Annotated in this window: 12 protein-coding genes; 4 read left to right on the forward strand and 8 right to left on the reverse strand. The window is 55.5% G+C overall.

Going from position 1 to position 13,556, the window contains the following annotated elements; all coding sequences use genetic code 11:
• Window positions 1–323: 323 nt before the first annotated feature.
• The 5 genes from mnmE to rpmH form a co-directional block, all read right to left on the reverse strand.
• A complete protein-coding gene (gene mnmE, locus PMI22_RS05770; RefSeq protein ID WP_007948100.1) occupies window positions 324–1,694 on the reverse strand; it encodes a tRNA uridine-5-carboxymethylaminomethyl(34) synthesis GTPase MnmE in 1,371 nt (456 codons plus the stop codon).
• Window positions 1,695–1,773: 79 nt separating this feature from the next.
• Window positions 1,774–3,459, reverse strand: a complete 1,686-nt coding sequence (yidC, locus tag PMI22_RS05765; RefSeq protein ID WP_007948101.1) for a membrane protein insertase YidC — start codon at window positions 3,457–3,459, stop codon at window positions 1,774–1,776.
• Window positions 3,460–3,461: 2 nt separating this feature from the next.
• Window positions 3,462–3,707: a membrane protein insertion efficiency factor YidD gene (gene yidD, locus PMI22_RS30850; RefSeq protein ID WP_052966011.1), complete on the reverse strand. Its 246-nt coding sequence runs from the start codon at window positions 3,705–3,707 to the stop codon at window positions 3,462–3,464.
• A complete protein-coding gene (gene rnpA, locus PMI22_RS05760) occupies window positions 3,700–4,101 on the reverse strand; it encodes a ribonuclease P protein component (RefSeq protein ID WP_027926203.1) in 402 nt (133 codons plus the stop codon). Before rnpA ends, yidD begins: the two co-directional genes overlap by 8 nt.
• A gap of 16 nt (window positions 4,102–4,117) precedes the next feature.
• Window positions 4,118–4,252, reverse strand: a complete 135-nt coding sequence (rpmH, locus tag PMI22_RS30855) for a 50S ribosomal protein L34 (RefSeq protein WP_003213577.1) — start codon at window positions 4,250–4,252, stop codon at window positions 4,118–4,120.
• 566 nt (window positions 4,253–4,818) lie between these two features.
• Here rpmH and dnaA point away from each other — a divergent pair.
• The 4 genes from dnaA to gyrB are packed head-to-tail and all read left to right on the forward strand — an operon-like array spanning window position 4,819 to window position 11,032.
• Window positions 4,819–6,342: a chromosomal replication initiator protein DnaA gene (gene dnaA / locus PMI22_RS05755; RefSeq protein ID WP_007948104.1), complete on the forward strand. Its 1,524-nt coding sequence runs from the start codon at window positions 4,819–4,821 to the stop codon at window positions 6,340–6,342.
• A gap of 39 nt (window positions 6,343–6,381) precedes the next feature.
• Window positions 6,382–7,485 (forward strand): DNA polymerase III subunit beta, encoded by a 1,104-nt coding sequence (gene dnaN, locus PMI22_RS05750; RefSeq protein ID WP_007948106.1) that lies wholly within the window; start codon window positions 6,382–6,384, stop codon window positions 7,483–7,485.
• Window positions 7,486–7,505: 20 nt separating this feature from the next.
• A complete protein-coding gene (gene recF, locus PMI22_RS05745; RefSeq protein WP_007948107.1) occupies window positions 7,506–8,609 on the forward strand; it encodes a DNA replication/repair protein RecF in 1,104 nt (367 codons plus the stop codon).
• A 5-nt stretch (window positions 8,610–8,614) separates the two neighbouring features.
• Window positions 8,615–11,032 (forward strand): DNA topoisomerase (ATP-hydrolyzing) subunit B, encoded by a 2,418-nt coding sequence (gyrB, locus tag PMI22_RS05740; protein ID WP_007948108.1) that lies wholly within the window; start codon window positions 8,615–8,617, stop codon window positions 11,030–11,032.
• Window positions 11,033–11,122: 90 nt separating this feature from the next.
• Here gyrB and PMI22_RS0129720 read toward each other — a convergent pair whose 3' ends face one another.
• From PMI22_RS0129720 to gmhB, 3 genes are all read right to left on the reverse strand, one after another.
• Window positions 11,123–11,836, reverse strand: coding sequence for a CatB-related O-acetyltransferase (locus PMI22_RS0129720; RefSeq protein WP_007948109.1), 714 nt, complete (start codon window positions 11,834–11,836; stop codon window positions 11,123–11,125).
• A 319-nt stretch (window positions 11,837–12,155) separates the two neighbouring features.
• Complete coding sequence (locus PMI22_RS05735) at window positions 12,156–12,935, reverse strand: lysophospholipid acyltransferase family protein (protein WP_007948110.1); 780 nt, start codon at window positions 12,933–12,935, stop codon at window positions 12,156–12,158.
• A 78-nt stretch (window positions 12,936–13,013) separates the two neighbouring features.
• Window positions 13,014–13,553: a D-glycero-beta-D-manno-heptose 1,7-bisphosphate 7-phosphatase gene (gene gmhB / locus PMI22_RS05730; protein WP_007948111.1), complete on the reverse strand. Its 540-nt coding sequence runs from the start codon at window positions 13,551–13,553 to the stop codon at window positions 13,014–13,016.
• Window positions 13,554–13,556: the final 3 nt, after the last annotated feature.

The raw sequence follows: 13,556 nt of genomic DNA on the forward strand, positions 1-13,556 counted from the left end.
CAGGCCTTTATTATCAATATGTACAGAGATTCAAAACCCTGTGGTCATGTGGCAACGAGGCCCTTGGATAACCGGTTTAAGCCTGTGGATGAAAGCGGTGGTTATCCACAGAGGCGGTTATCTTCAGTTTTTAGGCCATGTTATCAACTGCCCTTAGACGCAGTTATTCACAGGGCTTAATCCACAGAAAAACCTGGATTGAGCAAATCCCGGATACGGAAAAGCCGCTCAAGCAGAAACAATCAGCTCGGCACTGCTGGAAAATTTACAAAAAAGGAGGGAGCAGACAGGCGCGAATGTCCTGTCTGTGAACAACGAAAGGGCTATTTACCGATACAGAAGCTGGAAAAGATTCGTCCCAACAGATCATCAGAGCTGAATGCACCGGTGATTTCACCCAGCGAGTGCTGAGCCTGACGTAAATCCTCGGCCAGCAACTCGCCGGCACCTGCCAGGGTCAACTGCGTGCGGCCGTGCTCAAGAGATGCGCTGGCATGACGGAGTGCCTCAAGGTGACGCCTGCGTGCACTGAAGCTGCTCTCTGAGGTTTGCTCGTAACCCATGCAAGCCTTGAGGTGTTCGCGCAGTAACTCCAGACCTTCGCCCGCAGACTTGGCACTCAAGCTGATCGTGACGTGGCCATCTTCACTGATTTCCAGGGCAATGGCTTCGCCGGTGAGATCCGCTTTGTTCCGGATCAGCGTGACTTTCGCTGGATCGGGGCGGATTTCGAGGAATTCCGGCCACAATGCGAAGGGGTCTGACGCTTCAGGAGCTGTCGCATCGACGACCAGCAACACGCGATCCGCTTCACCGATGGCTTTCAACGCGCGTTCAACACCGATTTTTTCCACGTGATCGTCAGTATCTCGCAGACCAGCGGTATCAACCACGTGCAGCGGCATGCCATCAATGTGGATATGTTCGCGAAGAATGTCCCGGGTTGTGCCCGCAATTTCGGTCACGATCGCCGCTTCCCGCCCCGCCAGGGCATTCAACAAGCTGGACTTACCAGCATTCGGCCGACCGGCAATTACCACCGTCATCCCGTCCCGGAGCAAGGCGCCTTGCCCGGCTTCGCGCAACACTGTGGATAATTCATCGCGTACTTTGTCGAGCATGGCCAAGACATGACCATCGGCAAGGAAGTCGATTTCTTCCTCTGGAAAGTCGATGGCCGCCTCGACATAGATGCGCAGGCCTATCAGTTGCTCCGTGAGGTTATGCACACGCTGGGAAAAGGCGCCCTGCAAGGAACGCAGTGCGTTGCGTGCAGCTTGTGCAGAACTTGCCTCGATCAAGTCGGCGATGGCTTCAGCCTGAGCCAGGTCGAGTTTATCGTTGAGGAAGGCGCGCTCACTGAATTCGCCGGGGCGGGCAAGACGGCAGCCCAGTTCCAGGCAACGTTTGAGCAGCATATCCAGAACGATCGGCCCGCCATGGCCCTGCAGTTCAAGCACGTCTTCGCCGGTGAAGGAGTTCGGTCCCGGGAAATACAACGCGATGCCTTCGTCCAGCACCTCTTCGTTTGCACTGAGGAACGGCCCGTAATGGGCAAACCGGGGTTTCAGTTCCCGACCGCTGATGGCCTTGGCTGCAAGGCTCGCCAACGGTCCGGAAATTCGGACAATGCCTACGCCGCCTCGACCTTGAGCGGTCGCGACAGCTGCGATGGTTTCACGAGGAGCGCTCATAAACCGGTATCCAGACAAAAGTGACAGATAGCAAAACGCCCCACTAGGGGGCGTTTTGAGTGGTTATCTACAGTGTAAATCAGGCAGCTGCGTTGGCAGCCGCTTCAACTTTACGTGTGATGTACCACTGTTGGGCGATGGACAGGCAGTTGTTCACTACCCAGTACAGCACCAGACCAGCCGGGAACCACAGGAAGAAGAAGGTGAAGATGATTGGCATCAGCTTCATTACCTTGGCCTGCATCGGGTCCGGAGGTGTCGGGTTCAACTGCTGCTGGATGAACATGGTTGCACCCATGATGATCGGCAGAATGAAGAACGGATCCTTGATCGACAGGTCAGTGATCCACAGCATGAACGGCGCTTGGCGCATTTCAACGCTTTCCAGCAGAACCCAGTACAGCGAAAGGAATACCGGCATCTGCACGAGGATTGGCAAGCAACCACCCAGCGGATTGATCTTCTCTTTCTTGTACAGCTCCATCATGGCTTGCGACATTTTCTGCCGGTCATCGCCATGTTGCTCTTTCAGCGCGGCCAGTTTCGGAGCCACTGCACGCATGCGCGCCATGGATTTGTAGCTGGCGGCCGACAGAGGGAAGAAAATCCCTTTGATCAGCATGGTCAGGAAGATGATCGACCAGCCCCAGTTACCGACCAGCGCGTGGATATGTTGCAACAGCCAGAAGATTGGCTGGGCAATGAACCACAGAATGCCGTAATCGACGGTCAATTCCAGACCTGGGGACAACTCTTTCAGTACTGCCTGGCTTTTCGGCCCGGCGTACAGAACAGCGCTGACTTCAGCTTTCGCACCTGGCGCAACGGTGATTGCCGGGGCGGTATAGCCGATGATGTAGTTGCCTTTGCTGTCTTTACGGGTCTGGACGACATTGTTTTCGCCCTTCGCCGGAATCCACGCAGTCACGAAGTAGTGTTGCAACCAGGCAACCCAACCACCGTTGACGGTTTCTTTCAGCGCAGCCTTGTCCATGTCCTTCATCGACACTTTCTTGTACGGCTCGTTACTTGTCCACAGGGCTGCGCCCAGGTAAGTCGCGGTGCCGGTGGCAGTGCTGGAAGAAGGATCGGAGCTGGCATCACGCTTCAGTTGGGCGAACATCGCACCCGACCAAGGTTTGGCGCTTTCGTTGTCGATCAAGTAGGAAACGCCGACATCGTACTGGCCGCGTTTCAGAGTGAAACGCTTGATGTAGTTGACGCCGTCCTTGCTGAATTTCAGGTCTACGACCAATTGGTCCTGACCGTCAGCCAGTTGGTAAACCTTTTTCTCCGAGGACCAGACCGGACGACCGGCAGGACTTGCATCCGGACCATCAGTGCCGATCAAACCGCTTTGAGCCAGATAAGTCAGCTCGTTGCCGTTATCGAACAACTGGAACGGGATATCCGGATGGTCCTGGCGACGTGGATACAGCGGCAGCGTCAGCTGGGCAACATCCCCACCTTGTGGATCGACGGCCAGGTTGAGCACATCCGTTTTGATCTGGATGAGGTCTTTGCTTGCAGCTACTGGTGTTTCAGCAGGTGCAGTGGCACTGGTATCGCTTGCGGCGCGTGGAATGTCGTCACTGACAGAAGCATTATTGCCAGTAGCCGTATCCGGTAAGCCCGGTGCGGTAGTACTGGAAGCAACATTCTGAGTCGGCAGGGCAGCCTGACCATAGTCCTGGTTCCATTTAAGAACCATAACGTAGGACACGATTGCCAGGGCGACGATCAGGATCGTGCGTTTGATATCCATGATTACTCGGCCATCGAAGAAGAACGGGAGGTAGGGATAGATGGAACCGGGTCATAACCACCGGGATTCCACGGATGACAGCGACCTAAACGACGAAAGGTCAGCCAGCCACCGCGCAGAAGGCCATGATTTTCTATGGCTTCATACGCGTAGCAGGAACAACTGGGGTAGAAGCGACAGTGACTGGCCATCAGAGGACTAATGGCATAGCGATAAAACTGGATCGGAACGAGTGCCAGTTTACGCATCGGGACTGTCTACCCCTACAGTTTCGGTTTTGACTGCTGGTACCGGCGTGCTGCGTGCCAGACGCTTCCAGAGTTTGCCGAAATGCTGAATCAATTCGGGGTTTTCTACGTCACCCAAACCTTTGCGCGCGACGATAACGATGTCCCAGCCGACCAGTGAATCCTGGTGCAGACGGAACGATTCGCGCATCAGACGTTTGAGGCGATTGCGCTCGACGGAGAGCTTTACGCTCTTTTTCCCGATAACCAACCCGAGACGGGGGTGATCAAGATCGTTGTTGCGCGCAAGGAGCAGGAGATTTTTCCCCGGAACCTTGCCGGTAGGGGAGTCAAAGACTGCCTTGAAATGCCGGGGAGTAAGCAGACGCTTTTCCCGACTGAAGTCCTGACTCACCTCCAGTGCCGGATTATCAAACTGCCAGACGCGCACGACCTTTGGCGCGACGACGCGACAGGACGGCACGACCGTTCTTGGTAGCCATGCGAGCACGGAAACCGTGGGTACGAGCGCGTTTGATAGTGCTTGGTTGGAAAGTACGTTTCATTGTCGTGTTACCTGGTTCGTCCACAACGGGCCGGAATGGCCCCCGTTTTAAGAGACCGGGGATTCTAGAGAAAGCAAGCCTCTAGGTCAATTTCCAACCAACGTTTCCTTATAAATAGATCTCCAGAGGTTTTGCCCGTGATTAACCCGCCGTCAGAAATAAATATAAGAAAGGAATTATTTAAAGCTTTTCTGTAAAGCTTATAAAAGCTAGGCAAACGATCATCTGTGGATAACTGCCTTTGAGCCTTCTAATCCGTGCTGTACAGAGAATGACAACTACCGTGGAAAACAGGGGGCAGCCTGTGCTGCGCTGTCGGATAACCTGTGGGTGAAAGGGCTTGTTATCCACAGGCTGGTTATCCACCGAGTTTCCCCCCTACTTGTGCAACGACCTTAGACCAGGTTATCCACAGAGCTTATGCACAGACCACTCGTCGTGTTTTTTGCGTATAAAGCGTTGATTGTTCTTGGTCAGTGATCCACCTACGTGTGGATAAGTCAGCGTCTGGTCGCTACAATGGCCGCTTGTTTTTGCCTCACCGGCTTTCAACTTAGGGGATATCCGTGTCAGTGGAACTTTGGCAGCAGTGCGTGGAGCTTTTGCGCGAAGAGCTGCCTGCCCAACAATTCAACACTTGGATCCGTCCACTACAGGTCGAAGCCGAAGGCGACGAGTTGCGTGTCTACGCACCGAACCGCTTTGTTCTCGACTGGGTCAACGAAAAGTATCTGGGCCGCGTTCTTGAACTGCTCGATGAGCACGGCAACGGCATGGCGCCGGTGCTGTCCTTATTAATAGGCAGCAAACGCAGTTCGGCACCGCGTGCTGCTCCGAATGCGCCGTTGGCTGCCGCTGCGTCTCAGGCTCAGGCTGCTCAAGCACCCGTGAGTGCTCCGGCACCAGCGCCGACTGCCAGCGCACCGACCAAACGTGCTACGCAAAAAGTGGCCGAGATCAATGAAGAGCCGTCCCGCGACAGCTTCGACCCGATGGCTGGCGCGAGCTCGCAACAAGCACCGGTGCGCTCCGAACAGCGCACCGTGCAAGTCGAAGGCGCGCTCAAGCACACCAGTTACCTGAACCGCACCTTCACTTTCGAAAACTTTGTCGAAGGTAAGTCGAACCAACTGGCCCGGGCTGCGGCTTGGCAGGTGGCGGACAATCCCAAGCACGGTTACAACCCGCTCTTCCTTTATGGCGGCGTTGGCTTGGGTAAGACCCACTTGATGCACGCTGTGGGTAACCATCTATTAAAGAAGAACCCGAATGCCAAGGTCGTTTACCTGCATTCCGAGCGTTTCGTGGCTGACATGGTCAAGGCGCTCCAACTGAATGCGATCAACGAGTTCAAGCGCTTCTACCGTTCGGTGGATGCGTTGCTGATCGATGACATTCAATTCTTCGCCCGCAAGGAACGGTCCCAGGAAGAGTTTTTCCACACCTTTAACGCCCTGCTTGAAGGTGGCCAGCAGGTCATTCTCACCAGTGACCGCTACCCTAAAGAAATTGAAGGCCTTGAAGAGCGTCTCAAATCCCGCTTCGGCTGGGGCCTGACGGTTGCCGTCGAGCCGCCGGAGCTGGAAACGCGCGTCGCGATCCTGATGAAAAAGGCTGACCAGGCCAAAGTCGATCTGCCACATGACGCCGCGTTTTTCATTGCCCAACGCATTCGCTCCAACGTCCGTGAGCTGGAAGGCGCGCTGAAACGCGTGATCGCCCACTCGCACTTCATGGGCCGCGACATCACCATCGAACTGATTCGCGAATCCCTGAAGGACTTGTTGGCGCTGCAAGACAAATTGGTCTCTGTGGATAACATTCAGCGCACGGTCGCCGAGTACTACAAGATCAAGATCTCCGACTTGCTGTCCAAGCGTCGTTCACGTTCGGTCGCACGTCCGCGTCAGGTTGCAATGGCATTGTCCAAAGAGTTGACTAACCACAGCCTGCCGGAAATCGGCGATGTGTTTGGCGGCCGCGACCACACCACTGTTTTGCACGCCTGCCGCAAGATCAACGAACTTAAGGAATCCGACGCGGACATCCGCGAGGACTACAAGAACCTGCTGCGTACACTGACCACTTGATGAACACCAGCGCAGCTTATTAAGGCAAGGGACTAGACCATGCATTTCACCATTCAACGCGAAGCCCTGTTGAAACCCCTGCAACTGGTCGCAGGCGTCGTTGAGCGCCGACAGACCTTGCCGGTGCTCTCCAACGTGCTGCTGGTTGTAGAAGGCCAGCAATTGTCGCTGACCGGTACCGACCTGGAAGTCGAGCTGGTCGGTCGTGTGCAACTTGAAGAGCCGGCGGATCCAGGTTCCATCACTGTGCCAGCGCGCAAGTTGATGGACATCTGCAAGAGCCTGCCAAACGACGCGCTGATCGACATCAAGGTCGACGAACAGAAACTGGTAGTGAAGGCTGGCCGTAGCCGCTTCACCCTGTCGACCCTGCCGGCCAACGATTTCCCTACCGTGGAAGAAGGCCCCGGCTCGCTGACCTGCAGCCTGGAGCAAAGCAAGCTGCGTCGCCTGATTGAGCGCACCAGCTTTGCAATGGCCCAGCAGGACGTTCGTTACTATCTGAACGGTATGCTGCTGGAAGTCTCGGCCGGCATCATTCGCGCCGTGGCCACCGACGGTCACCGTCTGGCCATGTGCTCGATGCAGGCCGATATCGGTCAGCCGGATCGCCATCAGGTCATCGTTCCACGCAAGGGCATCCTTGAACTGGCACGACTGCTGACCGAGCCGGACGGCATCGTCAGCATCGTCCTGGGTCAGCACCACATCCGTGCGACCACCGGCGAGTTCACCTTCACCTCGAAACTGGTTGACGGTAAATTCCCGGATTACGAGCGTGTTCTGCCTAAAGGCGGCGACAAGCTGGTACTCGGCGACCGTCAAGCGCTGCGTGAAGCCTTCAGCCGTACTGCGATTCTGTCGAACGAGAAGTACCGTGGTATCCGTCTGCAACTGGCCAACGGCCAGCTTAAAATCCAGGCAAACAACCCGGAACAGGAAGAAGCGGAAGAAGAAGTTGGCGTTGAGTACAACGGTGGCTCCCTGGAAATCGGCTTCAACGTCAGCTATCTGCTCGACGTGCTGGGTGTGATGACCACTGAGCAAGTTCGCTTGATCCTGTCCGACTCCAACAGCAGTGCGCTGGTGCAAGAGTCCGACAACGACGACTCGGCTTACGTTGTCATGCCGATGCGCCTGTAATCATGTTCAGCAGAAGCTAGATGTCGCTAAGTCGCGTCTCGGTCACCGCGGTGCGCAATTTGCACCCGGTGACCTTCTCCCCCTCCCCCCGAATCAACATTCTTTACGGCGCCAACGGCAGCGGCAAAACCAGTGTTCTGGAAGCCATCCATCTGCTGGGGCTTGCCCGTTCGTTTCGTAGCAGCCGTCTGTTGCCGGTGATTCAATACGAGCAATTGGCGTGCACCGTGTTTGGCCAGGTTGAATTGGCTGAGGGTGGGCACAGCGCGTTGGGTATCTCGCGTGACCGTCAGGGTGAATTTCAAATTCGCATCGACGGTCAGAATGCCCGCAGCGCGGCGCAGTTGGCGGAGATCCTGCCACTCCAGCTGATCAACCCTGACAGCTTCCGCTTACTGGAAGGCGCGCCGAAGATTCGGCGACAGTTTCTCGACTGGGGCGTGTTCCACGTGGAACCGCGTTTCATGTCCACTTGGCAGCGCTTGCAGAAGGCCCTGCGCCAGAGAAACTCTTGGCTGCGACATGGTACACTTGACGCCGTTTCGCAAGCGGTTTGGGACAGGGAACTGTGCCAGGCCAGCGCAGAAATAGATGAATACCGCCGCGCTTACATCAAAGCCTTGAAACCAGTCTTTGAACAGACCTTGAGCGAACTGGTTGAGCTTGAAGGCTTGACCCTCAGCTATTACCGAGGCTGGGACAAAGACCGCGAACTGAGCGCCGTACTCGCTGGGTCCCTTCACCGGGACCAGCAAATGGGTCACACCCAGGCTGGACCACAACGCGCTGATTTGCGCCTCAGACTGGGCGCACATAATGCCGCGGACATCTTGTCCCGGGGTCAGCAGAAGTTGGTTGTCTGTGCATTGCGGATTGCCCAAGGGCACCTGGTTAGCCAGGCCCGACGCGGCCAGTGTATTTATCTGGTGGATGACCTGCCGTCCGAACTGGACGAGCACCACCGACGTGCGCTTTGCCGCTTGCTGGAAGACTTACGCTGCCAGGTCTTTATCACCTGTGTAGATCACGAATTATTGAGGGAAGGCTGGCAGACGGAAACGCCAGTCGCTCTGTTCCACGTGGAACAGGGCCGTATCACCCAGACCCACGACCATCGGGAGTGAAGGCATTGAGCGAAGAAAATACGTACGACTCAACGAGCATTAAAGTGCTGAAAGGCCTGGATGCCGTACGCAAACGTCCCGGTATGTACATTGGTGACACCGACGATGGCAGCGGTCTGCACCACATGGTGTTTGAAGTGGTCGATAACTCGATCGACGAAGCTCTCGCCGGCCACTGCGACGACATCAGCATCATCATTCACCCGGATGAGTCGATCACCGTTCGTGACAACGGCCGTGGCATCCCGGTAGACGTTCACAAAGAAGAAGGCGTGTCGGCAGCCGAGGTCATCATGACCGTGCTGCACGCCGGCGGTAAGTTCGACGATAACTCCTACAAAGTGTCCGGCGGTCTGCACGGTGTAGGTGTGTCGGTAGTGAACGCACTGTCCAAGGAGCTGATCCTGACGGTCCGCCGCAGTGGCAAGATCTGGGAACAGACTTACGTCCACGGTGTTCCGCAAGAGCCGATGAAGATCGTTGGCGAGAGCGAAACCACAGGCACCCAGATTCACTTCAAGCCTTCGGCTGAAACCTTCAAGAACATCCACTTCAGCTGGGACATCCTGGCCAAGCGGATTCGTGAACTGTCCTTCCTCAACTCCGGTGTCGGCATCGTCCTCAAGGATGAACGCAGCGGCAAGGAAGAGCTGTTCAAGTACGAAGGTGGCCTGCGTGCGTTCGTTGAATACCTGAACACCAACAAGACTGCGGTCAACCAGGTGTTCCACTTCAACATCCAGCGTGAAGACGGCATCGGCGTGGAAATCGCCCTGCAGTGGAACGACAGCTTCAACGAGAACCTGTTGTGCTTCACCAACAACATTCCTCAGCGCGATGGCGGTACCCACCTGGTGGGTTTCCGTTCCGCACTGACGCGTAACCTGAACACCTACATCGAAGCTGAAGGTCTGGCGAAGAAGCACAAAGTCGCGACCACCGGTGACGACGCCCGTGAAGGTCTGACCGCGATCATTTCGGTGAAAGTACCGGATCCGAAGTTCAGCTCCCAGACCAAAGACAAGCTGGTGTCTTCCGAAGTGAAGACCGCAGTTGAACAGGAAATGGGCAAGTACTTCTCCGACTTCCTGCTGGAAAACCCGAACGAAGCCAAACTGGTCGTCGGCAAGATGATCGATGCGGCGCGTGCGCGTGAAGCAGCGCGTAAAGCCCGTGAGATGACCCGTCGTAAAGGCGCGCTGGATATCGCCGGCCTGCCGGGCAAACTCGCGGACTGCCAGGAAAAAGACCCTGCCCTGTCCGAACTGTACCTCGTGGAAGGTGACTCTGCTGGCGGCTCCGCCAAGCAGGGTCGCAATCGCCGCACCCAGGCCATCCTGCCGCTCAAGGGCAAGATCCTGAACGTCGAGAAGGCACGCTTCGACAAGATGATCTCTTCGCAAGAAGTAGGCACCTTGATCACCGCGCTGGGCTGTGGCATCGGCCGCGACGAGTACAACATCGACAAGCTGCGCTATCACAACATCATCATCATGACCGATGCTGACGTCGACGGTTCGCACATCCGTACCCTGCTGCTGACCTTCTTCTTCCGTCAGCTGCCGGAGCTGATCGAGCGTGGCTACATCTACATTGCGCAGCCACCGTTGTACAAGGTCAAGAAAGGCAAGCAAGAGCAATACATCAAAGACGACGACGCCATGGAAGAGTACATGACGCAGTCGGCCCTGGAAGATGCAAGTCTGCACCTGAACGAAGAAGCACCGGGCATCTCCGGTGAAGCGCTTGAGCGTCTGGTGAATGACTTCCGTCTGGTAATGAAGACCCTCAAGCGTCTGTCGCGTCTGTACCCGCAGGAGCTGACCGAGCACTTCATCTACCTGCCAGCGGTGAGCATGGATCAACTGTCCGATCACGCAGCGATGCAAGATTGGCTGGCTCAATACGAAGTACGCCTGCGTACCGTCGAGAAATCCGGCCTGGTGTACAAAGCCAGCCTGCGTGAAGACCGTGAACGTAACGTCTGGCTGCCAGAGGTCGAACTGATCTCCCACGGCCTGTCGAACTACGTCACCTTCAACCGCGACTTCTTCGGCAGCAACGACTACAAGACGGTCGTTTCCCTGGGCGCTCAATTGAGCACCCTGCTCGACGACGGCGCGTACATCCAGCGTGGCGAGCGCAAGAAGCCAGTCACCGAGTTCAAGGAAGCCCTTGAATGGCTGATGGCTGAAAGCACCAAGCGTCACACCATCCAACGATACAAAGGTCTGGGTGAGATGAACCCGGATCAGCTGTGGGAAACCACCATGGACCCAGCACAGCGCCGGATGCTCAAAGTAACCATCGAAGACGCCATTGGCGCAGACCAGATCTTCAACACCCTGATGGGTGATGCGGTCGAACCTCGCCGTGACTTCATCGAAAGTAACGCACTGGCGGTTTCCAACCTGGACTTCTGATCCAGTGAATCTGCCAAACAAAAAAGGCCAACGTTTAACGTTGGCCTTTTTTATTGTCTGGTTTAAGACGGGATCGTTGTCCCTATCGATTTACAGCGAGGGCAGGACACTGCACTTTTTGCGTGTGATTTGAATCTGCTTATAGCGGGCACGACCTTCTTCAGGTCTGTCTGCCAATAGCGCTAAAGTGGTGTGTGGATCATTCAACGGCAACGTCTTGAGCAATTCGACATCATGATCCCACCACTGGCTACTGATCAGTTTTTCAATTAGCTCAGGTGCATGCCGATACTTGACGACTTTTGCAGGGATCCCGGCAACGATAGCGTAGGGTGGCACGTCATGGGCAACCAAAGCGCGGGTTGCGATAATTGCACCTGTGCCAACTGTGACCCCTTCCAGGATCATCGCACTGTGCCCAATCCAGACATCGTGCCCAATCGTGACATCAGCAACCTCGGGATCGTAAGTCAGGTCCGTATCGGTGTACTGAAAAGGATGTGAACTGAGCCAGTCTGACGGATGTGAACTCTTTTGCTGTCCGATAAAACAGCCACTGCCAATAGAGCAGAATCGACCAATAGAAGCGACTGCAGATAGGACGCAATCACTTCGGATATAGGTATGGGCACCGATTCCCAGTTTTTTTGATTCTATGACCACATACCCCAGAGATACCCCCTCTTCCAGAGTCAGCGTCGATCTCTTGAACAACGACAACACACCGCCTGCCACTTTGCATTTATGCCTGCGAATCCATTTCTTCCAAAAATGATTTCGGACGGTATCGATGATTTTTTTCATAAGAATTTATTTAGACATCCGTTATAGGGTTGCATCGCCCTATGAGCCAATGGACGAGTCTAAATGAATCGGCGCAAGAGATGAAATGTTAGGACCTGTGTCAAAACGAGCACCGCCACGCCGAATTCCATAGAGTGGAAAACAGCAAATGGAGGGCATAAAAAAACCGGCTATATCAGCCGGTTTTTTTGCGCCCTGAAAAAACTTATGCACCAATTTCAGCGTTTTATGTGTTTAAGAAATATGTATATAAATCAGTATCTTAAATAACAAAACCGCTAGATTTCGAGAAAACGGTACACAGGTTATCCACAGAATCTTAGACAGCCACTTGATCACTGGCGGTTGGTGCCGCGGGGGCCGCGGGCAGCGAGCCCATTTCCCGTTGCATCTGCTCGTTCCAGGCTTGCACCCGGTCGTTCAGATCGGCGATGGCGCGCGGCCCGCTACCCTCGGCGTACATCGGTGCGCCTATGATCACGGTGATGACACCATGCTTCTTCGCCCAACCGGTTTTTGGCCAAAACTTGCCGGCATTGTGCGCAATCGGCAGTACCGGAAGCGCGGCGTTAACGGCCAATGCGGTGCCACCGCGCGAGAACTTGCCGATAGTGCCAAAAGGCACGCGAGTCCCCTCAGGGAAAATCAGCACCCAGACGCCATCCCTCAGCAGTTCATCGCCCTTCTTCGCCACATGCTTGAGCGCGGCTTTTGGATTGTCGCGGTCGATGGCGATCGGTCGCAGCATGGCCATGGCCCAGCCGAAGAACGGCACAAACAGCAATGAACGCTTGAGCACCTGGCTCAACGGTTCGAAATAAGCGGATAGAAAGAACGTCTCCCATGTGCTCTGGTGGTTCGACTGAATCACGCAGGGCTGATCAGGCACGTTCTCGGCACCCTTCACGACGTAGCTGATGCCCAGGAATATTTTGCTCAGCCACAAGGCGCAGCGGCACCAGTACACGTTGATGAAGCGATAACGCGCCTTGAACGGCAGAAACGGCGCGATGAAAAAGCTCAGGCTGCACCAGAGCAATGAGCTGGTGCCCAGCAGAAGGTAAAAGAAGAAAGTTCTGATGGCCTGCAGTATCGACATGGTGACGTTTACCGTGCGGGCTCTGCCCGTCTATAAGCGCACTCCCGATCAGTCCTTAATCGGAATAATCGAAGCACTTTAATTGTGGATAAGTTCTGCGGCAATCGCCGCCAGATCGTCAAAAATCAAGGTGCCTACCGGTAGGATCTTGCCCAACGTCTTTTCGCCTTTCCCGGTCTTTACCAAAACTGGCTGTGAGTCGACGGCTTTGGCGGCTTCCAGGTCACCAAGGCTGTCGCCAACGAACCAAAGATGGGTCAGCGACACGTTGTAATGCTCGGCGATGATTTTCAACATCCCGGGTTTCGGTTTGCGGCAATTGCAGCCTTCGTCCGGCCCGTGTGGGCAATAGACGATCAGCCCGACTTCACCGCCCTGCTCCGCCACTAGTGCGCGCAAGCGCTCGTGCATGGCGTCCAGGGTAGCGATGTCGTAATAGCCGCGAGCAATGCCCGACTGGTTGGTAGCGACCGCTACCGTCCAGCCGGCCTTGCTCAACTGCGCGATGGCTTCGATCGAACCGGGGAGTGGAATCCACTCCTCCACCGACTTGATGTAAGCGTCGGAGTCGTAATTGATCACCCCGTCGCGATCGAGAATCAGCAGTTTCAACAGCAACCC

The sequence above is a fragment of the Pseudomonas sp. GM21 genome (genome assembly GCF_000282215.1).
Lineage (GTDB): Bacteria > Pseudomonadota > Gammaproteobacteria > Pseudomonadales > Pseudomonadaceae > Aquipseudomonas.

Bases quoted from the DNA above. Each gene is read 5' to 3' on its own strand.
- recF (WP_007948107.1), top strand. From the start codon at position 7,506: ATGTCGCTAAGTCGCGTCTCGGTCACCGCGGTGCGCAATTTGCACCCG.
- yidD (WP_052966011.1), bottom strand. From the start codon at position 3,707: ATGCGTAAACTGGCACTCGTTCCGATCCAGTTTTATCGCTATGCCATT.
- PMI22_RS0129720 (WP_007948109.1), bottom strand. From the start codon at position 11,836: ATGAAAAAAATCATCGATACCGTCCGAAATCATTTTTGGAAGAAATGG.
- dnaN (WP_007948106.1), top strand. From the start codon at position 6,382: ATGCATTTCACCATTCAACGCGAAGCCCTGTTGAAACCCCTGCAACTG.
- yidC (WP_007948101.1), bottom strand. From the start codon at position 3,459: ATGGATATCAAACGCACGATCCTGATCGTCGCCCTGGCAATCGTGTCC.
- mnmE (WP_007948100.1), bottom strand. From the start codon at position 1,694: ATGAGCGCTCCTCGTGAAACCATCGCAGCTGTCGCGACCGCTCAAGGT.
- rpmH (WP_003213577.1), bottom strand. From the start codon at position 4,252: ATGAAACGTACTTTCCAACCAAGCACTATCAAACGCGCTCGTACCCAC.
- PMI22_RS05735 (WP_007948110.1), bottom strand. From the start codon at position 12,935: ATGTCGATACTGCAGGCCATCAGAACTTTCTTCTTTTACCTTCTGCTG.